The following is a 21,600-nucleotide window of genomic DNA, read 5'->3' as shown; positions in this document are numbered from 1 at the left end:
TGCCTCTACTCTGCCATGGACAACCGGCGTCGATCAGCCGACCGTGATGCTCTCCACCAGCGGTGTACACGCGGGTTCGATCACCTCGCGGGCACTCTCATCGGTCCATTGGCAATAGGCGTGGAGCAACTGGTCTTGGGAGAACAGCCAGTAGCCCACGTAGGAGTAGCGCTCCAGCCCGATCTGCTGGGTGATCGCCGGCTGGCCCGCCACCTCGGTCATCTCGGACTCACTCAAGGGCTCGGCATCGATCTGCTCGCGGTAGCGTCCCAGTTGTTCTTCCACCGCCTCCAGGGGCACCCGCCCGCACGAGTCGGCCAGGTCATCCCAGTCGAGCCCGGTGTAGATCACCACCTGGATCACGTTCAGTCGTGGGATCGCGGGGTCTGTCGGCTCGGCATACCACGCCGAGTGCAGCTCTTCGACCGGGTTGTCCTCGTGGTAGCCGCTGGCCTCAGTGAACCCCGTGGGGGTCGACCACTCTGCGGTTCTCAGGTCCAGGTCGGCCAGTTGCAGCTCACCCTCCGATGGCGCGCCTTCGCCACACTCCTGCAACTGCGGGGGGATCGTTCTGGGGCCGTCGCCACCGGCCGCGTCGCCGCCTTGTGCATCACCAGAGGGTGCCGGAGTCGGTTCACCGGTGAGATCCCGGTCGCCCGCGAGCTGGCACGCACTGGTCAGCGCGAGAACGGCAGCCACCACCGCTGCGGCACCGATTCGTCGTCCTGTGATCGTCATCATCCCACCTGGACGCTTCCCACGATCTCGGCACAACCCATCTCGATCTCCTCACGTGCGTGATCGCTGGTCCACTGGCAGCCGATGAACAGCAGTTCAGTCTGCGAGAACAACCAGTAGCCCCGGAAGGTGTACCTCGGTATCTCCATCGCCTGGGTCACGGCGGGCAGCCCGGCCACCTCGGTCAGTTCGGCATCATCGATAGCCTCGGCTCCCAGTGCCCGTTCGTACTCCGCGACCCGCTCCAGCATCGCCTCCACCGGTACCCGGTTGCACTCGCGCGCATACTGGCCCCAGTCCAAACCCACGTACCCGATCACACCGAGCAGGTCCAGGGTGTGGTAGCCGGGGCTCTCCGGGACGAGCGTTTCCAGGAACGACTGCTCTTCGTAGGCGAGGTCGTCGTAGTAGCCTTCGGCCGGCTGGTATCCGGCTGGCACCGACCACTGGCCGTCGGAGGCCACGAGCGCATCTGTCAGCTGCACCTCGGGGTCGGAGGATTCCCCGCACTCGAGCAACTGCGGCGGAATGGTGTGCGGACCGTCACCCGAGCCTCCGGCGCCTGTGTCGGACGCGGACGTGTTCTCCGGGCCGGTCGAGTCAGGGCCCGAGGTGCCTGGCATCAGCTGACACCCCGTGAGCAGTGCCACGGCCATGGCGCCCGCGGCCACGGCGCTCGTTGTCCGGTGCACGTCAGCCGACCTGCACCGTCGGGACCAGATCCGCACAGCCCTGTTCGATGAGCTCCTGGTGCTGTGCGTCGGTCCATTGGCAGTACACGTGCACCAGATGTTCCTGAGAGAAGAGCCAGTACCCGAGGTAGTCGTAGCTGGCGAGCCGCACGCGCTGGGTGATGGCTGGCAGGCCCGCCACCTCCGTCATCTCCGCCTCGCCGAGGAGTTCGGCGTCGATCTGCTCCATGTACCCGGCGAGGCGCTCCTGAACGGCAGACAGTGGAACTTCATCGCACTGCTCCGCCTGCTGCCCCCAGTTCAGCCCGACGTAGACAGCCACGTTCAGAACGTTCCGGGACGGCACCGAACCGTCGGTCGGCTCAGCGACCCAGAGCGTGTCGAGCTGCTCCACGGGGTTGTCCTCGAAGTAGCCGACGGCCTCGGCGAAACCTGCCGGTGTCGACCACCGCACGGTGGTCAGATCGGTGTCGGTGAGCACGAGGGATTCTTCGTCACCACCGTCGCCACCGCCCTTCTCCTCGGATCTCTCCGCATCGCCGGATCGTGATCCACATTCCAGCAGCTGAGGCGGAATGGTCGCATCGCTTCCGGGCGCGCCCGAAGATCCCGGCCCCGACGACTCGGATTCGCTCGACGCTTCGTCGGCTCCTTCCCCGCCGATGGGAGTGCCTTCCACGAAGCCGCACCCGGTCAGCAACGCGGCGCCGAACAGCCCCGCACCGATTCGCATCCTGGACCTGCGCACGCACGCGCTCCCGTCTCGTCGACCACCTTGCTGGAGGCAAGATACCCCGCCCACCCGGCAGAGTTCGCGTGCAGACGTGGGGACAACTGCCCGGATCACCCCTCCAGGCGCACCGAAGCGAGGAACTCCTCACATCCTGTCACCATCAGTTCACGGCGGGAGGTCCATTGGCAGGAGACGGTCAGCAGCTCTCCTGTCCCCACGAACACGGTCGTGCGCACGGTGAAATCGCGGCCCGGATACTGTTCGGTCTGCTGTACCGCGTCCGCCCCGGCCACCCTGGTCCAGACGACGTCGGAGACGGTGACACCGGCATCCGCACGCCACTGCTCGAGCAGATGGTTCACAGCCTGGCGATCAACCACACCGCACTCATCGCTCAGGCGCGCGGGTACGTCCTCGTAGTGCACGACGGCGATCACCTCCACCCCGTCACCGGGCTCCTCAGGCACCAGGTACCAGTCCGTGTGCGTGGGGGCAATGGGCGCGATCTGGGAGTATCCCGATGCCTGCGCGAAGCCCGCCGGAGTGCTCCAGGTCGCCGCCGCCAACTCCGGTGTGCGGGACTTGTCGTCGCCTTCACCGCACTCGGCGAGCTGCGGAGGCATCGTGGGTTTCGACGCACCGTCCCCGGCACGCGGGGGGCTCTGCTCACTGCCCCGTTCGGCTCCCGTGGTGGCAGGATTCTGATCTGCGGGCGCCGCGTCGATGCATCCGCTCACGATGCCCGCCAGTACCAGCACGACGGCGACCGCTCCGGTGGTCCGGGCGATCGCCGTCGTCATGGTGTGGTCAGGGCGAACTCAGCCGCCCAACTCCTCACCCACGGTGTGCACACGGATGGAGTTCGTGCTGCCGGAGACGCCCGGAGGCATACCCGCCACGACAACGAGGTTGTCACCCTCGTGCACCTGGTCGGCATCCTTGAGCACCACGTCAACCTGGTTGATCATGTCGTCTGTGTGCTGCACCTGCGGCACTGTGAACGTCTGCACGCCCCAGCTCAGCGCCAGTTGATTGCGCACCACCGGCACGGGGGTGAAGGCGAGCAGCGGGATCGCCGAGCGCAGGCGCGACATCCGCCGAGCCGAGTCACCGGACTGAGTGAAGCACGCCAGGTACTTGACGCCGAGGGTCTCACCGATCTGCGCAGCAGCCTTGGTGATCACGCCGCCACGCGTGTGTGGAGTCGCGCGCAGCTTGGCGATGCGGTCAAGACCATGTTCCTCGGTGTTTTCGATGATCCGCGCCATGGTCCGGACGCAGTCGATCGGGAACTCCCCCACGCTGGTCTCGCCGGAGAGCATCACGGCGTCGGCTCCGTCCAGCACGGCGTTGGCGCAGTCGGACGCCTCCGCCCGGGTGGGCCGGGGCGAGCTGATCATCGACTCCAGCACCTGGGTGGCCACGATCACGGGCTTGGCGTTGCGCAGGCCGAGCTCAGTGGCGCGCTTCTGCACCATGGGGACCTGCTCGAGCGGTAGCTCCACGCCGAGGTCGCCGCGCGCCACCATGATGCCGTCGAAGGCGTCCACGATCTCCGGCAGGTTCTCCACCGCCTGCGGCTTCTCGATCTTTGCGATCACCGGGACGGTGCGTCCCTCCTCGGACATGATGGCGGCGACGTCGTCATAGTCCGCGGCCGAGCGCACGAAGGAGAGTGCGATGAAATCCGCATCCTGCTTGAGTGCCCATCGCAGATCGTCGGCGTCCTTCTCCGAGAGCGCCGGCACATTGACGGCCACCCCGGGCAGGTTCAGTCCCTTGTTGTTGGAGACCGGTCCGGGGACTTCGACCCGGGTGACGACCCGCGGTCCGTCCACGGAGGTCACCCGCACGGTGACACGACCGTCATCGATCAGGATCGCGTCGCCCGGGTTGACGTCACCGGGAAGGCCCTTGAACGTCGTCGAGACGAGTTCCTTCGTGCCTGGGACGTCTTCGGTGGTGATCGTGAATGTGTCCCCCTCGGCCAGATAGTGCTTACCGTCGGTGAACCGGCCCAGCCTGATCTTCGGCCCCTGCAGATCGACGAGCACGGCCACAGCGCGGCCGGAGGCCTCCGCCGCCTCCCGCACTCGCTTGATGACGGCGGCGTGGGCATCCGCATCTCCGTGGCTGCGGTTGATCCGCGCCACGTCCATCCCGGCGTCGACGAGCGCCTGGACCATCTCAGGGGACTCCGTCGCCGGTCCCAACGTGCACACAATCTTGGCTCTACGCATACGTCAACCTTATGCCTTCCGACCGGTCGCACGGGGCGTCCGGCTACGCGGGCGCTCGCCCGCGCACCGGGCGTTCGTCCTGATTTCCCCATCCATTCACCGGATGGCCGTGTTCATGCTCGTGGTGCAGCGTCGCTAGACGGTGACCTGCATCGTGGTCGGCTCGATCGGAGCGGGTAGCTCGGTCTGGCCACGCAGATAGGTGTCCACAGCCGCAGCCGCGGATCGCCCCTCCGCGATCGCCCACACGATCAGCGACTGTCCGCGGCCCGCATCACCGGCCACGAAGACCTGATCGTGGGACGTCCGGAAGTCGCCGTTGCGCTCCACACGTCCGCGCTGGTCCACATCAAGCCCGAGTTGGTCCACGAGGCCCTCGGTCTGCACGCTGGTGAAGCCCATCGCGAGCAGCACCAACTGGGCCGGAATGACCCGTTCGGTGCCCTCCACTGGCTCCGGCCGTCCGGAAGACATGTCGACCTCGACCACCCGCAGTTCCTTGACGGCGCCGTTCTCGTCACCGATGAACTCCACGGTGGACGTGGCGTACACCCGCTCGCCACCCTCCTCGTGCGCCGAGGAGACCCGGTAGATCATCGGGTAGGTGGGCCATGGCTGTGCGGCCGGGCGATCCTCCGTGGGCCGGGGCATGATCTCCAGCTGGATCACGTTCTTCGCACCTTGACGAAGTGCGGTCCCCAAGCAGTCCGCCCCGGTGTCCCCGCCGCCGATCACCACGACGTCCTTACCCTCCGCGGTGATCTGCCCGGGTACTTCCTCGCCGAGTGCTGCGCGGTTGCCCTGCGGCAGATACTCCATCGCCTGGTGGATCCCAGCGAGTTCGCGGCCCGGTACGGGGAGATCACGGCGCACCGTGGCTCCCATGGCGAGCACGACGGCGTCGTACCGCTCGAGCAGGTCGGTACCGGTGAGCTGGCCCTCGCCACCGATATCCACGCCGGGGCGGAACCGGGTCCCCTCGGCCTCCATCTGCTCCAGACGGGCGTCCAGGTGACGCTTCTCCATCTTGAACTCGGGAATGCCGTAGCGCAGCAGGCCGCCGATCCTGTCATCCCGCTCGTACACCGCCACCGTGTGTCCTGCCCGGGTGAGCTGCTGGGCGGCTGCCAGGCCGGCTGGCCCGGATCCGATCACGGCCACCGTATGGCCGGTGAGCCGATCGGGTACCTGCGGAGTCACCAGACCGCGCTCGAACGCCTCATCGATGATCGAGAGCTCGATGTTCTTGATCGTGACGGCCGGCTGGTTGATCCCCAGCACGCAGGACGTCTCGCACGGCGCCGGGCACAGCCGCCCGGTGAAATCCGGGAAGTTGTTCGTGGCGTGCAGGCGCTCGATCGCCTCATCCCACCGACCGGTACGAGTGAGATCGTTCCATTCGGGAATCAGGTTTCCGAGCGGGCAGCCGTTGTGGCAGAACGGGATACCACAGTCCATGCAACGACCGGCTTGACGCTTCAGGGCTGCGGCATCACCCTCACGCTTTTCGTAAACCTCGTTCCAGTCCATGATCCGCACAGGCACGGGACGCCTCGTCGGCAGTTCCCGCTCCCGGACCTTCAGGAATCCCTTGGGATCAGCCACGGGTCGCCTCCATCACTCGAGTCCATACGTCAGGTTCGGCCACATCCACGCCGTCGGCGCGGGCTTCGGCCAGCACAGCGTTCACACGAGCGTAGGCCGGCGGTAGCACGCGCGTGACGCGGCGGCGCACCTCCTCGCGATCGGCCAGCAGAGTCGCCGCAACCAGAGAGTCAGTGTGCTCGTGGTGCCGGGCAAGGAGGTCCATCACGATGTTCAGGTCCTCCTCGTCCAGTTCGGACAGGGACAGGTCTGCGACAGCCAGCGCCGGACCGTTCATCAGGTCCGGGTCCAGATCGAGTACGTATGCGGTGCCGCCGGACATCCCGGCACCGAAGTTTCGACCGGTCGGACCGAGCACCAGCACGGTGCCGCCCGTCATGTACTCGCAGCCGTGGTCACCCACGCCTTCAACCACAGCCGTGGCACCGGAGTTGCGTACACAGAACCGTTCGCCGACCACACCTCGCAGGAAGATCTCGCCGGTGGTGGCGCCGTAGGCGATCACGTTGCCGGCGATCACATTCGAGGCCGCCTCGAAGGTGGCGTCCTCGCTGGGGCGAACGATCACCCGCCCTCCCGAGAGACCCTTTCCGACATAGTCGTTCGCGTCGCCGAACAGGCGGATGGTCACGCCGGGGGTGAGGAATGCGCCGAGTGACTGCCCGGCGGATCCGTGCAGTGTGACGTCGATAGTGCCGTCAGGTAGTCCCTTGGCGCCGTACCGCTTGGTGACGGCGTTGCCGAGCATGGTGCCGACCGTCCGGTTGACGTTACGCACATTCTCAGTGATCTGGACCGGCTCGCCACGCTCGATGGCCGGCTCGGCTCGTGCGATCAGCACATTGTCGAGGGCGCGTTCGAGCCCGTGATCCTGTCCCTTGACCTGATGGGCTGCCGAACCCCCCGGCAGGACAGGCTGGACCAGTATCGGTGAGAGGTCCAGACCGGATGCTTTCCAATGGTCCACGGCTGCCTTGGTGTCCAGCGCATCGACGGCGCCGATCGCCTCGTCGAGGGACCGGAATCCAAGCTCAGCGAGGTACTCACGCACCTCCTGGGCGATGTACTCGAAGAAGGTCACCACGAACTCAGCTTTCCCGGAGAACCGGGCCCGGAGCTCGGGGTTCTGTGTGGCCACACCGACCGGGCAGGTGTCCATGTGGCAGACCCGCATCATCACGCAGCCGGAAACGACCAGCGGCGCCGTGGCGAAGCCGTACTCCTCGGCGCCGAGGAGCGCCGCAACCACCACGTCCCGGCCAGTCTTGAGCTGACCGTCCGTCTGCACCACGATCCGATCGCGCAGGTTGTTGGCGACCAGGGTCTGCTGAGTCTCGGCGAGGCCGATCTCCCAGGGACCACCTGCGTGCTTGAGCGAGGTGAGCGGGCTCGCCCCGGTCCCGCCGTCGTGCCCGGAGATGAGCACGACGTCGGCGTGCGCCTTGGACACCCCCGTCGCCACAGTCCCCACACCCACCTCGGAGACCAGCTTCACGTGAACCCGTGCCTGCGGATTGGCGTTCTTCAGGTCGTGGATGAGCTGCGCGATGTCTTCGATGGAGTAGATGTCGTGGTGCGGTGGCGGCGAGATGAGTCCGACTCCCGGCGTCGCGTGCCGCGTCTTCGCCACCCAGGGGTAGACCTTGCTGCCGGGCAGCTGGCCGCCTTCACCGGGCTTGGCACCCTGGGCCATCTTGATCTGGATGTCATCGGCGTTGACCAGGTAGTCCGACGTGACGCCGAAGCGGCCGGACGCCACCTGCTTGATCGCGCTGCGACGGCGCGGGTCGTACAGGCGGTCCTCATCCTCGCCGCCCTCACCGGTGTTCGACTTCGCACCGAGCTGGTTCATCGCGATGGCGAGGGTCTCGTGGGCCTCCACGGAGATCGAGCCGTAGCTCATCGCACCGGTGGAGAACCGCTTGACGATCTCGCTGATCGGCTCCACCTCGTCGATCGGAACCGGGGGGCGCGCCCCCTCCTTGAACTCGAAGAGGCCACGCAACGTCATCAGGCGCTTGGACTGCTCGTCCACGCGGGAGGTGTAGTCGCGGAAGACGTCGTAACGCCGGTTGCGGGTGGAGTGCTGCAGCCGGAAGACCGTCTCCGGGTCGAAGAGGTGCGGGTCACCCTCACGACGCCACTGGTACTCCCCACCCACGTCGAGGCGACGGTGCGCCGGGGAGATCCCGCTGCGCGGGTACGCCGTGGCGTGCCGAGCAGCAACCTCCCGCGCGATCACGTCCAGGTCCACGCCGCCGAGCGGGGTGGCCGTGGCGGTGAAGTACTTGTCCACGAGCTTCTGGGATAGGCCGATGGCTTGGAAGACCTGCGCACCACGGTAGGAGTGCACCGTGGAGATGCCCATCTTGCTCATCACCTTCAGCACACCCTTGCCAAGGCCCTTGATGAGGTTCTTCACGGCCTGCTCGGGGGTGACGCCCTCGACAACACCGGAGCGGACCAGCTCCTCCACGCTCTCCATCGCCAGATACGGGTTCACCGCAGCGGCGCCGTACCCGATCAACAAGGCCACATGGTGCACCTCACGCACGTCCCCGGCCTCCACCAGCAACGAGATCCGGGTACGGGTCTGCTGCCGGATGGTGTGGTGGTGCACGGCGGCCGTCAACAGCAGCGACGGGATCGGTGCCCACTCCGAGGTGGACTCCCGGTCGGAGAGCACGATGAAGCTGGCACCGTGCTCAATCGCTGAGTCCACCTCGGCGAAGATCTCCTCCAACCGCGCCTCGAGCGCCTCGGCGCCGCCGGCCACGCGGTACAGACCGCTGATCGTGACCGCCTGGAAGTCCTTGCCCGGCCCACGGGTGCGCTGGATGTGCTTGATCTTCGCGAGCTCGTCGTTGTCGATCGTGGGGAACGGCACGATGAGCTTGCGCGCGTGATCGGGTGTGTCCAGGAGCAGGTTGGGCTCTGGGCCGATCGCACCACCGAGCGAGGTGACGAGCTCCTCCCGGATCGCGTCCAGTGGCGGATTCGTCACCTGGGCGAACATCTGGATGAAGTAGTCGAACAACATGCGCGGGCGCGAGGAGAGCACGGCGATGGGAGTGTCGGTCCCCATCGAACCCAGCGCCTCGGCGCCAGTGGCCGCAATCGGGCGGAGCAGAATCCGCAGTTCCTCCTCGGTGTAGCCGAAGGTCTGCTGACGGCGCAGCACCGAGTTACGTGAATGCGCCACGTGCTCCCGGTCAGGCAGGTCCTCCAGGCGCACGAGGTTGTCCTCAAGCCACTGCGAGTACGGGTACGCGTCAGAGAGCTCGCCCTTGATCTGGGCATCTTCGACCACGCGACCGGATCCGGTGTCGACGAGGAACATCTTGCCCGGCGAGAGCCGACCCTTACGCGCCACCTTGGCCGGTTCGATATCGAGCACACCGGCCTCACTGGCCAGCACCACGAGACCATCCTCAGTGATCCAGTAGCGTCCCGGCCGAAGACCGTTGCGGTCGAGAACCGCACCGATGTAGCGACCATCGGTGAAGCACATGGCCGCGGGACCGTCCCACGGCTCCATGATCGTGGAGTTGTATTCGTAGAAGGCGCGCCGCTTCGCATCCATGGACGCGTGGTTTTCCCACGCCTCCGGGATCATCATGAGCACGGCATGCGGGAGCGAGCGACCACCCAGGTGCAGCAGCTCGAGTACCTCATCGAAGCTGGCCGAGTCGCTCTGTTCCTCATCGCAGATCGGCAGCAGCGGCGTCATATCCCCGAGCGTCTCGGAGGCCAGGGTCCCCTCCCGCGCGGCCATCCAGTTCCGGTTGCCCCGCACGGTGTTGATCTCCCCGTTGTGAGCGACCATCCGGAACGGGTGAGCCAGCGGCCAGGAGGGAAAGGTGTTCGTGGAGAACCGGGAGTGCACCAACCCGATCTCACTGGCGAATCGAGGGTCGGACAGGTCCGGGAAGAACGGCTCGAGCTGACCGGTGGTCAACATGCCCTTGTACACCAGGGTGCGGCTGGACAGCGACGCGAAGTACACGCCAGCGCTATGCTCAGCCCGCTTGCGCAACCGGTAGGCGCGCCGGTCCAACAACTCGCCGGCCAACTCACGATCCGGCGCCGCCACCACGAGCTGGCGGAACGTCGGCATGCAATCGCGTGCCATCTGCCCGACGAGCCCGGGCGTGACCGGCACATCACGCCAGGCGAGTACCTCCAACCCTTCCTCGACGGCGATCTCGCCCACGATGCGCTCCGCCTCGGCTTCTTCGGCCGCACCTCGGGGCAGGAAGCCCAGACCGATGGCGTAGTGCCCTGCAGCGGGGAGTTCAGCATCGACCACATCGCGCACGAACGCGTCCGGGACCTGGGTCAGGATGCCTGCCCCATCTCCGGAGTTCTCCTCAGCGCCGACCGCTCCACGGTGGTCGAGGTTCGCCAGCGCCTTCAGCGCGGCATCGACGATGTCGCGCCCTGGCGTGCCTCGCATGGTCGCGACAAAGGCGACACCACACGCATCGCGGTCCTGAGCGGGGTCGTACAGACCATGCTTGGCAGGTGCTGCGCTGAAACGCCGATAAGGGCTCACACCCTGCGGGGTCCTGTTCATCCGACCATCCTCACCACCGCAGGAGATTCAGGGGGAATCCTGCAGCATCGATTACGTTCTGCTGGGACGCCGTCGACCCACCTTCTACCTAAACTTTACCGTGCCTGGGCCCAAGCATGAGCGTGCGCGCCCGGCTGGCAGTGGACGGCGAGTTCCCAGTGCCGGTGCAACGGGGACGATATCGCACCCGCTAGCGCGGGCCGTCGTCCTTGCCCACATCCGGCGACCCAGTCTCACCTGGCGAACCGATCGCGGAGGGTGGCGGTGCGTCGCCCGCATCGTCGCTCCCGGCCGTGGCCCCTCCATGTTCGGCCGCACTTTCGGCCGCGGCGCCCGTATTCTCGGCCGGCACGTCGTCATCATCTCCGGCGTCCGCACCTGACTCATCAGCGGGCTCACGTCCGGGCAGCCACGGCGAAGACTCCCGTTCGGGGTACCGGCGCGAGAGGACCACGAAGATCACCAGTGCCACCACCCCGACCAGGATCGACGTCCACACGTTCAGGCGGAGGCCGAGCACCATCTCCGCCTCATCGATCCGCAACATCTCGATCCAGACACGCCCGAGTGTGTACACGAACACGTAAAGCCAGAACACTCGGCCATGACCGAGCCGGAACTTCCGGTCCACCCAGACAAGCAGGGCCGCCATCACCAGGTTCCAGACCAGCTCATATCCGAAGGTGGGATGGAACAACGTGCCGGCCGGATAGTCCATCCCCTGTGCCGCCAGCGTCGAGGCATCGATCTGCAGGCCCCAGGGAAGCGTGGTCGGAGCCCCGAAGAGCTCCTGGTTGAAGTAGTTCCCCAGCCGCCCGATTGCCTGCGCCACGAGAATGCCAGGGGCCATCGCGTCCGCCACCGTGGACAGTCGCAGGCCGTTGCGGCGCAGCGCAATCCACGCACCCAGTGCACCGGCTGGGATCGCACCCCAAATGCCCAACCCACCGTTCCAGATCGCGAACGCGTTCCACGGATTCCCGTCAGGACCGAAGTACGCAGCCGGCGAGGAGAACACGTGGTAGATCCGCGCTCCGATGATGCCCAGGGGCACAGCAAGGAAGATCGCATCGAGGATGGCACCCTCCGGTCCACCCCGGGCTCGGTAGCGGCGCACCGAGATCCACGCAGCCACGAAGATTCCGGCAAGGATCGCCAACGCGTAGGCGCGGATCGGCAGCGGACCCAGATACCACGTGCCCTGAGCCGGACTCGGTATACCTGCCGCAGCCACCGTGGCATCGCGGGCCACCCCGGCCACTGCGGTGGCCACCCCGGTGCTCATCGCACGTCCTCAACGAGCTCGGACCGGGCACCGGCGCGCACACCGGCCGCCAGATCCGCGGTGAGCTCGCGCAGGTCCGCCAATGCGGCCTCGCGGTCCCCATCTGGGCGTTGCAACGTCCGTACCAGCGCCGATCCCACGATCACCCCATCGGCATAGCCGGCCACCTGCTGTGCCTGAGCAGCTGTGGAAACGCCCAGGCCCACGCACACACGTTCGGCTCCGGCGGCGCGGGTGGCCCGGACCAGTTCTTCGGCCCGCTCCCCCACGGCGGCACGAGCACCGGTCACACCCATGGTGGAGGCGGCGTAGACGAAGCCGCGGGACGCCGCCGCCGTCATGTGCAAACGCTCGGTCGTCGAACTCGGCGCCACAAGGAACACCTTGTCGAGCCCAGTACGGTCGGCGGCCGCAATCCATGCAGCGGCTTCGTCCGGAATCAGGTCCGGAGTGATCAACCCCGCTCCCCCGGCCTCGGCCAGCGCATCGGCGAAAGCGTCCACGCCGTAGCGGTGCACAGGGTTGAAGTAGGTCATCACCAGAGTCGGTGCGCCCGTGGCGGAGACCTCCCGCACGGCCCGCAACACGTCGGCCGTGCGGGTGCCGCCATCCAGCGCGGCCTGAACGGCCTCCTGGATCACCGGTCCATCCATCCCGGGATCGGAATAGGGCAGCCCGAGTTCGACGATGTCTGCCCCGGCCTCTACGGCGGCACGGGCCGCGGCGATGGAGCCGTCCACATCCGGATAGCCGACCGGCAAGTACACCACAAGTGCCGCACGACCCTCGCGACGCGCGGCGTCAATCACCGCCGCCGTCCTCGAACCCATCACGTCGGTCATGGAGAGTCCTCCTTCACCTGCGCCTCATCGACCAGGCCGAACCAGGTGGCCGCCGTGGCGACATCCTTGTCCCCTCGACCGGACAACGACACCAGCAGAACATGGTCACCCGGATCCTTGCCGTCAGCGGCTCCGTCGGCGAGCTCATTGCCCAATCGGAGAGCACCGGCCAGCGCATGCGCACTTTCGATCGCCGGAATGATCCCCTCGGTCCGGCATAGGAGCTCGAAGGCATCCATCGCCTCCGCATCGGTCACGGGCCGATACTCAGCGCGGCCGATGCTGGCGAGCCACGAATGCTCGGGCCCCACACCCGGATAGTCCAAGCCAGCGGAGATGGAGTGGGACTCGATGGTCTGGCCGTCTTCGTCCTGGAGCAGATAGGAGCGGGCTCCGTGCAGGACCCCCGGATCCCCGGCCGTGATCGTCGCCGCGTGCCGGCCGCTCTCCACACCGTCACCAGCAGCCTCGCAGCCGATCAGGCGCACAGGATCATCAAGGAAGGCGTGGAACAGGCCCATCGCATTGGAGCCGCCGCCCACGCACGCCACGGCAGCATCAGGCAGCCGGCCGATGCGATCCAGCATCTGATCGCGCGCTTCCTCGCCGATGATCTTCTGGAGATCTCGCACCAGGGTGGGGAAGGGATGCGGTCCGGCCACAGTGCCGAACACGTAGTTGGTGGTCTCCACGTTCGCGACCCAATCGCGGAACGCTTCGTTGATCGCGTCCTTGAGGGTTCGTGAACCGGTTGTGACGGGAACCACCGTGGCGCCGAGGAGTCGCATCCGTGCCACATTCAACGCCTGCCGGCGGGTGTCCTCCTCGCCCATGTAGATCGTGCACTCGAGTCCGAACAAGGCCGCAGCCGTGGCCGTGGCCACACCATGCTGACCGGCACCGGTCTCCGCGATCACACGGGTCTTGCCCACCAATTGCGTCAACAGGGCCTGGCCAAGGACGTTGTTGATCTTGTGCGAGCCGGTGTGATTGAGGTCCTCGCGCTTGAGGAACACGCGCACGCCACCCGCGTGGGCGGCGAATCGCGGCACCTCGGTGACCGGGCTGGGACGGCCCGTGTACTCGCGGTGCAGGAGAGCCAGTCGGTGGGTGAACTCGGGATCCTGCTTGGCTTTCTCCCACGCGGCACCGAGATCGTCGAGTGCAGCGATCAGTGCCTCCGGGACGAACCGTCCACCGAAGTCACCGAAGTACGGACCCGTGGCCTCGCGCAGGGCGCGCGCAGGATCGGTCGAAGCGGTCTCGGAGGGGATGTCGAGGGGGCTCCTCGCGCTCATCGGGTCCCTCTGGTCTGAGCCCTCCGGTGCCTCGCTACGGTGCACCTCGTCCCTCGGCGCCCCTTCGCGGGGGCTCCTCGCGCTCATCGGGTCCCTCTGGTCTGAGCCCTCCGGTGCCTCGCTACGGTGCACCTCGTCCCTCGGCGCCCCTTCGCGGGGGCTCCTCGCGCTCATCGGGCACGCACCGCCCGAAGTGCCGGGTGCGCGCCCGCAGCCACCATGTCAGCCACCGCGGCGCGCGGATTTCCCTGGGTCACCAGTGCTTCGCCCACCAGCACCGCATCAGCGCCTGCCCGGGCGTAGTCGAGCACGTCATGCGGGCCGCGGACTCCGGACTCGGCCACGGTGACGATGCCGGACGGAACGTGTGGGGCTACGCGGGCAAAGACCCCGCGGTGCACCTCGAGGGTGTGCAGGTCGCGTGCATTCACGCCCACCACCCGCGCTCCGGCGTCAACCGCGCGAGCGACTTCCTCTTCGGAGTGCACTTCAACGAGCGCCGTCATCCCTAGCGAGTGCACCCGGTCCACCAACGAGGTCAGAACCGTCTGCTCCAGCGCCGCCACGATCAGCAACACCATGTCCGCGCCGTGTGCTCGCGCCTCCCACACCTGATAGGGGGTGACAATGAAGTCCTTGCGCAGTACCGGCACATCCACCCGGGCACGAACGCCGGCAAGATCCTCGAGGGAACCGCCGAAGCGGCGCCGTTCGGTCAGCACACTGATCGCGCTTGCCCCGCCGGACTCGTAGTCGGCGGCCAGCCCAGCGGGGTCGGCGATCTCGGCGAGGGCACCCTTCGACGGGCTCGAACGCTTCACCTCGGCGATCACGGTCACGGCATCGTCCTGGCGCAGCGCGTCGACGGCGTTCTTCGCCGACGGCCGAGCCTCCGCCTGCCGCTTCACCACGTCGAGCGGGACTGCGACTTCACGGGCCGCCAGGTCCTCTCGGACCCCGCTGACGATGTCTTCCAGAACGGTCACGATCCGCCTCTCCCTCGGTGTGCTCCCATGGTAGGCGCTCACCGGGGGCCCCAGAACACCAGTCTCACCGCCGAGAGTCGGCGCACAGACCACCGCACGGCCCGGGGCGGAAGCGCCCCGGTGGACCCGGGCCGGGGCATCCGGGTCCCCGAGCAACGGGAACTAGAAGGAGTCCAGTCCTTCGCCGTACATGACACCCATGACGACGAGAACAACGAGGAGGATCGTGGCCGCGATTCCGACGAACCCGAGAATGATGCCCGCCGTCGCCATTCCGCCGTTGGTGGCGCGCCCCTCAGCGACCGCCTTTCGGCCCATGAACCCGGTGATCAAGGCGGCGATCGCCATCAACCATCCGACCCAGATGCAGGCGAGAACCACGCCGGCGATTCCGAGACCGAGCGACCACCCGCCGAGGGCATTGCTCTGGCCGCCTACCGGCGGATACCCGTACCCGCCGTACGCACCGGGGGCCTGATACTGGCCCGGCGCCGCATCGTAGGGACCAGGCTGTTGGCCCTGACCGTACGCTCCGGACCATTGATCGCCCGAGGGTGCGGGAGGTCCAGGCTGCTGGCCGTAGGGGCTCGGCTGACCATACGAACCAGGCTGACCGTAGGGCTCGTTCTGGGCATGGGGCTCGTTCTGGCCGTACGGGCCGGGCTGCCCCGACGCGCCACCATAGGGGTCATTCTGGCCGTACGGGCCGTTTCCTTGACCAGGGGGTGGATAACTCATGTCGTCACCTCTCGATGGAAGAGACCGCTCACGGCCCCAGGAACGCTTCTAAAGCAGGGATGTTGCGGAGCACCCAGAACGCCAGGACCCCTGCGCCCAGCCAGGGAAGCCAGCGCGGCAGCGGAGTCTTCGGCAAGCCACGCCATGATCGCACGGCCCACACCAGCCACAGCACGGCCACCACAGGGAGACCGACGGCGAGCATCGGGTTGGCATCCCAGGCCGCCACCGGGTCCGCAGTAGCCAAGGCGTAGGTGGTGCGCAGACCACCGCATCCCGGGCAGAGGAATCCGGTGAGCAACAGGAACGGGCACACCACCGGTCCGTCTGCCTGCGGATGGATCAGGACCACCACGGCCGTTCCGGCAACCATCGCCGCGCCGAGGAGCGCCGGCGCCACCTTGTCCCGTGGTTGCATGCCGCGTCTCGCCGGCTCTGCGTGCACTGGCTGCCCGGCCACGATGATCAGGTGCGCGTCGAGGCCTTGCGTGGCTGCCCGAACCCGGCAGCCCGCAGCGCGATGCTCACCGCGGCACCCACCACGAACACCCCGGCGCCGGCAGCGATCACCGGCACCGAGGGGAGGATGAAGCCGATCCCAGCGACAACGGCAGCGAGTACGCCACCCCAGAAGAGCACCCAGGCAGCGACGGTACGACCGTGATTCGTCGGCGGCGCAGCCACGGGCAGGTTCTGCGGCGCATAATGGCCGCCGGCCACGGAATCGGCCGATGCCGATTCAGCAGCACCGGCGCGGGACGTGGTGGTCATGGACGGGCCTTCCTCCAGGCGGTCAGGTCTGGGCTCAGCCTACCGGTCGGTGGGGTCCTCACCGCGACTCAATGCGTCCCAGTACGCCATCCGGGTGGCCGGACCATCCGGTGCGTGGGACGAACGAGCGTCATCGCCGGAAGCCGCCCGCTCGTACCGTTGGGCCGCGGCCGCCCACCGGCCCATACGTGCCGGTAGCAGCACGCCGAGCACCGCGACCACCACGCCGAGTGCCAGCGCAATCCACGGCACGGCCGTGACGGTCACTGCACCACCGAGTTCGCGCACCCCCGTCAGCTCAGCTGCCGCTGAGGCCACCGGCGTCATGGGATCGCGGAGGAAGGCCACCGATGCCACCACGGCAAGGATGCCTCCGATTGCAGCGGCCACGGCGGCCACCACGCGGGTGATCCGTCCGGCGAGACCGATCGCAAGCCCCGCTGCCGCGATCAGCAGTGCGACGCTGGGCACCACCGGGGCACCATCGGCGCCGGTCACAGTAGCGGTACCACCGGAACCAATCGTGGTACGTACTGGTGCGTGAGCCCACTCCAGCACACTGGCGCCGAGGAGCAACGCGCCACAGACGAGGAGGATGAGCACCGCCGTCCGGCGGCTCAGGCCCGTGCGCGCGTGAGACGCCGGCCCGCCCGTGCCTCCCCTGGACTCTGACGGCGTGCTCATGGGTTCAGGCCGGCCACACCTGCCGCCATCTGCACGGCCCGCACAGCGGCAGCAGCCTTGTTCCGCGTCTCCCAGTACTCAGTTTCCGGGTCCGAGTCCGCCACGAGTCCTCCACCCGCCTGCACACTCGCCCGGCCGTCCTTGATCAGCGCTGTCCGGATCGCGATCGCCATGTCGAGGTCCCCGTCCAGGTCGAAGTACCCCACCGTACCGCCGTAGATCCCGCGCCGCGCAGGTTCCAGCTCATCGATCAGGGCGATCGCGCGCGGCTTCGGCGCACCGGAGAGCGTTCCGGCCGGGAAGGTGGCGGTGAGGACGTCCACTGCCGAGGCGTCCGGACGGACGGTGCCCACCACGGTGGAACTCATGTGCATGATGTGGCTGAACCGCTTGATCTCCATGAACTCCACGACGGCCACCGATCCGGCCTCACACACCCGGCCCAGATCGTTGCGGGCCAGGTCCACCAGCATCAGGTGTTCCGCACGCTCCTTCGGGTCTTCGAGAAGCTCCTCGGCGTTGCGACGGTCCTCGGCGGGCGTACCGCCACGAGGGCGGGATCCGGCAATCGGGAAGCTCTGCGCCTCCCGTCCGGTCACCTTCACCAGCGTCTCGGGACTCGAGCCCACCACATGGAACTCTCCGCCCTCGGCATCGGCCAGGTGCAGGAAGTACATGTACGGACTGGGATTGATGGTGCGCAACACCCGGTAGACGTCCAGTGGGTCGGCCGGGGAGTCCAGGTCAAGGCGCTGGGACAGCACCACTTGGAACACCTCGCCGTCCCGGATCGCTTCCTTCGCTGCCTGCACACCGGCCGCGTAGTCCTCGCGGGTGGTCCGAAAGCGCAGCTCCGGCTCGGCTGCTGCGACGCTCTGCAGCGCGTGGGACGCCGTCGGTGCCCCCAACCGCGCCTGCATGGCGTCCAACCGGCGCACCGCGTCGGCGTGCGCCTCATCGACTCGAGCGTCGGTGTCATCGGCATTGATCGCGTTCGCGATCAGCCACACATCCCCGGTGTGGTGGTCGATCGCAGCCAGGTCACCCACGAGGCACAACGCCACCTCGGGAACATTCAGCTCATCCGGCGGTACCTGCGGCAGCGTCGGCTCCCAGTGGTGCACCACGTCCCAGCCCAGTGATCCCACCAATCCGCCCGTCAACGGCGGCAGGTGCGCAAGTCTCGGCGTGTGCAGCGCGGCCAAGGTGCCCCTCAGGACGTCCAGCACATCACCGTCAGTGGGCACCGAGACGGGCACATCCCCAGTCCACTGCGCCTGCCCGTCCCGTTCGGTGAGGATGGCACGGGCCGAGACTCCGATGAAGGACCAGCGCGACCAGGCGCCGTCGGTGGCCGACTCCAGCACGAACGTTCCGGGCCGCCCCGAGGAGAGCTGGCGGTACAGCCCCACCGGGGTGACGTCATCGGCGAGGAATCGGCGCACCACGGGAACCACCCGGCGGTCGGCGGCCAGTTCGCGGAACTCCGGCAGTGCCGGCCAGGTCGCTCCCCACGGCGGTGGTGCGGACAGTTCACTCATGGCCACCCGCCCCCATCGGCAGCCGTCCTCCGGCGCGGAAACAACTCCGCTCGCCGGTGTGGCACGCCGGTCCGATCTGTTCCACCCGCAACAGCAGGGCATCGCCGTCGCAGTCGATCTCCATCGAGCGCACATACTGCACGTGCCCCGAGGTGTCCCCCTTGCGCCAGTACTCCTGCCGGGAGCGCGACCAGTAGGTGGCCCGGCCCTCGGTCAGGGTGCGCCGCAGCGCTTCATCGTTCATCCACGCCACCATCAGGACCTCGTCGGAATCGTCGTCCTGCACGACGACGCACACGAGGCCCTGGTCGGTACGGGTGAGCCGCTCGGCGACGGCCGGGTCCAGAGTCTGGCTAGCATCGGGCACCCCTCGATCCTGCCATGTCTGCGACCACTTCAGCGATCAGGTCACCAGCGGTACAGGCACGGAAGCAGTCGACGCGCCGGTGCCGGGCGCTGTGTGCGAGGCTGTCGGGTATGTGGGCCCGGCAGGAACAACAGGACATGGTCGAGACGATGCGGGCGGCAGGACCCGACGCGCCCACCCTGTGCGACGGGTGGCGCACCCGGCATCTCGCCGCGCACCTGTACCTGCGCGGGCACCGGCCCTGGGAGTTGATCCGAGGTGCTGAACGCGCGATCGCAAACCTCGGCGACCGGTGCGCCGATCTGCTCGCCTACGACCGTCTGCTGACCGACTTCGCGGCTCCTGCACGTGGCCTCTCCGGGGTGTCGGGATTGCGCCGCATCTCTGCCCGCGTCGATGACGCAACCAACCTTCTGGAATACGTGGTTCACCATGAGGATGTCCGTCGCGCAGCAGAGAATGCCGCGCCCCGGGAACTGGAGCCCACGCTGGTTGAGGCAGTCTGGCAGCGCGCGAGGGTCATGGCCCGGCTGACCTACCGCAGCGCCCCTGTCGGGGTGATCCTGGTGGTGCCTGGCGGCCCAAGGGTGCGCGTGCGCCGGGACTCAGACAGCGTCGCCGTGGTGGGCGACCCGATCGAGCAGGCGCTGTATGCGTTCGGACGCCGCACCCAGGCTGAGGTCACTCTTCTCGGCGCACCGGACGCCGTCGCCAGGTTGCGGGACTGGGCCGGCACCTCTGCAGGAGAGTGACTCTCTGACGGACCAGGCGTTCGGCCCGCCCCTCAGCGCACTGGAAAGCCGGCCGCGCGGAGCGCGTCCTTGACCTGCCCGACGCCGAGGGTGCCGAAGTGGAACACGCTCGCCGCGAGCAGCGCATCCGCGCCTGCGCGAGCAGCTTCGGCGAAGTGCTCCGGGGTTCCGGCGCCTCCGCTGGCGATCAGCGGTACGCGCACCTGCGCCCGGACCCGGGCGATCATCTCGAGGTCGAATCCGGCCGTGGTGCCGTCCGCGTCGATCGAGTTCAGCAGCACCTCCCCCACACCCAGCTCCTCGGCGCGACGCACCCACTCCAAGGCATCCAGCCCCGTACCGCGGCGGCCGCCGTGGGTGGTGACCTCGAAGCCGGAAGGCGTCTGCACGCCCTCACGCGTGCGGCGGGCATCGACGGAGAGCACGAGCACCTGCGAACCGAACCGGTAGGCGATCTCACCGATCAGCTCCGGGCGGGCGATGGCCGCGGTGTTCACCCCGACCTTGTCCGCCCCGGCGCGCAGCAGGGCGTCCACGTCCTCGGCGCTTCGCACACCACCGCCAACAGTGAGCGGGACGAAGACCTCCTCGGCGGTACGGGAGACGATCTCCTTCGTGGTGGCACGGTCCTGTGTGGAGGCACTCACATCCAGGAACGTGACCTCGTCGGCTCCCGCGGCGTCATACCGACGGGCCAGCTCCACCGGATCGCCGGCGTCACGCAGGTTCTCGAAGTTCACACCCTTGACAACCCTGCCCGCGTCCACGTCCAGGCACGGGATCACCCGCACGGCGACGCTCACTCGGACTCCCCTTCGGTACCGTCCATCGGAGAGACAGCGAGTACATCGATCACGTAGACGAGGGTATCGTCCCCGAACGCCTGCTCAGGCGGGACGATCAACATCACCTGCGAGCCCACGGTCGCGTCCACCAAACCGTCCTGCCACCCCTCGATCAGGCCGGTGAAGGCGATCGTCGTGGGCCCTTGGCCCTCCGACCAGGTGCCGTCCACGACCTCTCCGGTGTCCCACGAGACGGCCGTGTACCGCACGGTGACGGCGTACTCGGCCTGGACCTGCGCGCCCTCGCCCCGCTTCAGGGTGACGATGCGCAGCTCGGTGGGGGCGTCGCCGTCGGGGATTTCGACGCTCGGCGCACCGTCCTCGTCCAGGCTCACCGACGGTGCGTCCTCGGGTGGGTCCACCGGTTCACCCCAGGCCCGTGTGTGCAGCACGTCGTAGACGATCACCACGGGATCGGGATCGGCGGCAGTGCCCAGTTCCACGCGCAGGAGGCGACTGCCCTCGGCTGCCCCCGCCAACTCCTCATACAGCGGCCCGGCAGACGCCTCGTTCACTTGCATGGTCTGGGGCTGCGATCCGTAGATATCGCCCACCACCTCCCCGGTGGTCGCGTCCACTGCGAGATAGGACACCAGGGCCAGATCGCCATCAGCGAGTGTGGGCCCGGTTCCTTCGATGACCGTCGTGGTGTCGGTCTCGGCGATCTCCAGCGGTGTCTCGAAGATCACCTGGGGGCGCGCACCGAACTCCCCGACCACCTGGATGTGGTCGATAGCCGCCGGCGGAGGTTCGGGATCCGGTTCGGTACAGCCGGCCACCACCAGCAGGACCGTCAGCACGCCGAGCAGACGGCCGGCCAGCGACCCGAACGGGTGGCGTCCGTCGTGGCGCACCGAACGCACGCAGGTCGGGGCAGCGGGAGGCGAAGTGGCAGACACGGCTGCCG

General features: G+C 67.7%; 20 protein-coding genes. 1 reads left to right on the top strand and 19 read right to left on the bottom strand.

From position 1 onward, the window contains the following. Positions 1-33: 33 nt before the first annotated feature. From LQF10_RS08405 to hisI, 17 genes are all read right to left on the bottom strand, one after another. The gene (locus tag LQF10_RS08405) at positions 34-738 is read right to left on the bottom strand and encodes a hypothetical protein (RefSeq protein ID WP_231067024.1); all 705 of its coding nucleotides are present in this window, start codon (positions 736-738) and stop codon (positions 34-36) included. Further along, the gene (locus LQF10_RS08400; RefSeq protein WP_231067023.1) at positions 738-1,430 is read right to left on the bottom strand and encodes a hypothetical protein; all 693 of its coding nucleotides are present in this window, start codon (positions 1,428-1,430) and stop codon (positions 738-740) included. Before LQF10_RS08400 ends, LQF10_RS08405 begins: the two co-directional genes overlap by 1 nt. Before the next feature lies 1 nt (position 1,431). Beyond that, positions 1,432-2,163 carry a hypothetical protein gene (locus LQF10_RS08395; RefSeq protein ID WP_231067022.1) on the bottom strand — a complete coding sequence of 244 codons (732 nt, stop codon included), beginning with the start codon at positions 2,161-2,163 and terminating at the stop codon, positions 1,432-1,434. A gap of 110 nt (positions 2,164-2,273) precedes the next feature. Further along, a complete protein-coding gene (locus tag LQF10_RS08390; protein ID WP_231067021.1) occupies positions 2,274-2,963 on the bottom strand; it encodes a hypothetical protein in 690 nt (229 codons plus the stop codon). Positions 2,964-2,981: 18 nt separating this feature from the next. After that, a complete protein-coding gene (gene pyk / locus LQF10_RS08385; protein WP_231067020.1) occupies positions 2,982-4,403 on the bottom strand; it encodes a pyruvate kinase in 1,422 nt (473 codons plus the stop codon). Positions 4,404-4,538: 135 nt separating this feature from the next. Then, the gene (locus LQF10_RS08380; RefSeq protein WP_231067019.1) at positions 4,539-6,008 is read right to left on the bottom strand and encodes a glutamate synthase subunit beta; all 1,470 of its coding nucleotides are present in this window, start codon (positions 6,006-6,008) and stop codon (positions 4,539-4,541) included. Beyond that, positions 6,001-10,584, bottom strand: coding sequence for a glutamate synthase large subunit (gene gltB / locus LQF10_RS08375; RefSeq protein ID WP_231067018.1), 4,584 nt, complete (start codon positions 10,582-10,584; stop codon positions 6,001-6,003). The genes LQF10_RS08380 and gltB overlap by 8 nt, the downstream gene beginning before the upstream one ends. A 190-nt stretch (positions 10,585-10,774) precedes the next feature. Continuing rightward, on the bottom strand, positions 10,775-11,869 hold the full coding sequence (gene lgt, locus LQF10_RS08370; RefSeq protein WP_231067017.1) for a prolipoprotein diacylglyceryl transferase: 1,095 nt from the start codon (positions 11,867-11,869) through the stop codon (positions 10,775-10,777). Further along, positions 11,866-12,711 (bottom strand): tryptophan synthase subunit alpha, encoded by an 846-nt coding sequence (gene trpA / locus LQF10_RS08365; protein ID WP_231067016.1) that lies wholly within the window; start codon positions 12,709-12,711, stop codon positions 11,866-11,868. Before trpA ends, lgt begins: the two co-directional genes overlap by 4 nt. Then, positions 12,708-14,009, bottom strand: coding sequence for a tryptophan synthase subunit beta (trpB, locus tag LQF10_RS08360; protein ID WP_231067015.1), 1,302 nt, complete (start codon positions 14,007-14,009; stop codon positions 12,708-12,710). Before trpB ends, trpA begins: the two co-directional genes overlap by 4 nt. 170 nt (positions 14,010-14,179) lie before the next feature. Further along, positions 14,180-14,995, bottom strand: coding sequence for an indole-3-glycerol phosphate synthase TrpC (trpC, locus tag LQF10_RS08355; protein WP_231067014.1), 816 nt, complete (start codon positions 14,993-14,995; stop codon positions 14,180-14,182). A 162-nt stretch (positions 14,996-15,157) separates the two neighbouring features. After that, the gene (locus LQF10_RS08350; RefSeq protein WP_231067013.1) at positions 15,158-15,733 is read right to left on the bottom strand and encodes a DUF4190 domain-containing protein; all 576 of its coding nucleotides are present in this window, start codon (positions 15,731-15,733) and stop codon (positions 15,158-15,160) included. Between the two features lie 28 nt (positions 15,734-15,761). After that, positions 15,762-16,151, bottom strand: coding sequence for a DUF2752 domain-containing protein (locus LQF10_RS08345; protein ID WP_231067012.1), 390 nt, complete (start codon positions 16,149-16,151; stop codon positions 15,762-15,764). Between the two features lie 47 nt (positions 16,152-16,198). Next, the gene (locus tag LQF10_RS08340) at positions 16,199-16,504 is read right to left on the bottom strand and encodes an HGxxPAAW family protein (protein WP_231067011.1); all 306 of its coding nucleotides are present in this window, start codon (positions 16,502-16,504) and stop codon (positions 16,199-16,201) included. 39 nt (positions 16,505-16,543) lie between these two features. Continuing rightward, the gene (locus LQF10_RS08335) at positions 16,544-17,188 is read right to left on the bottom strand and encodes a Trp biosynthesis-associated membrane protein (RefSeq protein ID WP_231067010.1); all 645 of its coding nucleotides are present in this window, start codon (positions 17,186-17,188) and stop codon (positions 16,544-16,546) included. Further along, positions 17,185-18,729, bottom strand: coding sequence for an anthranilate synthase component I (locus LQF10_RS08330; RefSeq protein WP_231067009.1), 1,545 nt, complete (start codon positions 18,727-18,729; stop codon positions 17,185-17,187). The genes LQF10_RS08335 and LQF10_RS08330 overlap by 4 nt, the downstream gene beginning before the upstream one ends. Further along, entirely contained in the window at positions 18,722-19,096 is a 375-nt protein-coding gene (gene hisI, locus LQF10_RS08325; RefSeq protein WP_231067008.1) for a phosphoribosyl-AMP cyclohydrolase, read from the bottom strand. The genes LQF10_RS08330 and hisI overlap by 8 nt, the downstream gene beginning before the upstream one ends. 110 nt (positions 19,097-19,206) lie before the next feature. Between hisI and LQF10_RS08320 the strand changes: the two genes are divergently transcribed. Next, positions 19,207-19,848, top strand: coding sequence for a TIGR03085 family metal-binding protein (locus LQF10_RS08320; protein ID WP_231067007.1), 642 nt, complete (start codon positions 19,207-19,209; stop codon positions 19,846-19,848). Between the two features lie 32 nt (positions 19,849-19,880). Here LQF10_RS08320 and hisF read toward each other — a convergent pair whose 3' ends face one another. Next, a complete protein-coding gene (gene hisF / locus LQF10_RS08315; protein ID WP_231067006.1) occupies positions 19,881-20,651 on the bottom strand; it encodes an imidazole glycerol phosphate synthase subunit HisF in 771 nt (256 codons plus the stop codon). Continuing rightward, the gene (locus LQF10_RS08310; RefSeq protein ID WP_231067005.1) at positions 20,648-21,592 is read right to left on the bottom strand and encodes an FKBP-type peptidyl-prolyl cis-trans isomerase; all 945 of its coding nucleotides are present in this window, start codon (positions 21,590-21,592) and stop codon (positions 20,648-20,650) included. Before LQF10_RS08310 ends, hisF begins: the two co-directional genes overlap by 4 nt. Between the last annotated feature and the right edge of the window lie 8 nt (positions 21,593-21,600).

Source organism: Ruania halotolerans (assembly GCF_021049285.1).
Lineage (GTDB): Bacteria > Actinomycetota > Actinomycetes > Actinomycetales > Beutenbergiaceae > Ruania > Ruania halotolerans.
The sequence above is the reverse complement of the archived record's forward strand: the minus strand, read 5'-3'. Positions and strand labels throughout refer to the sequence as shown.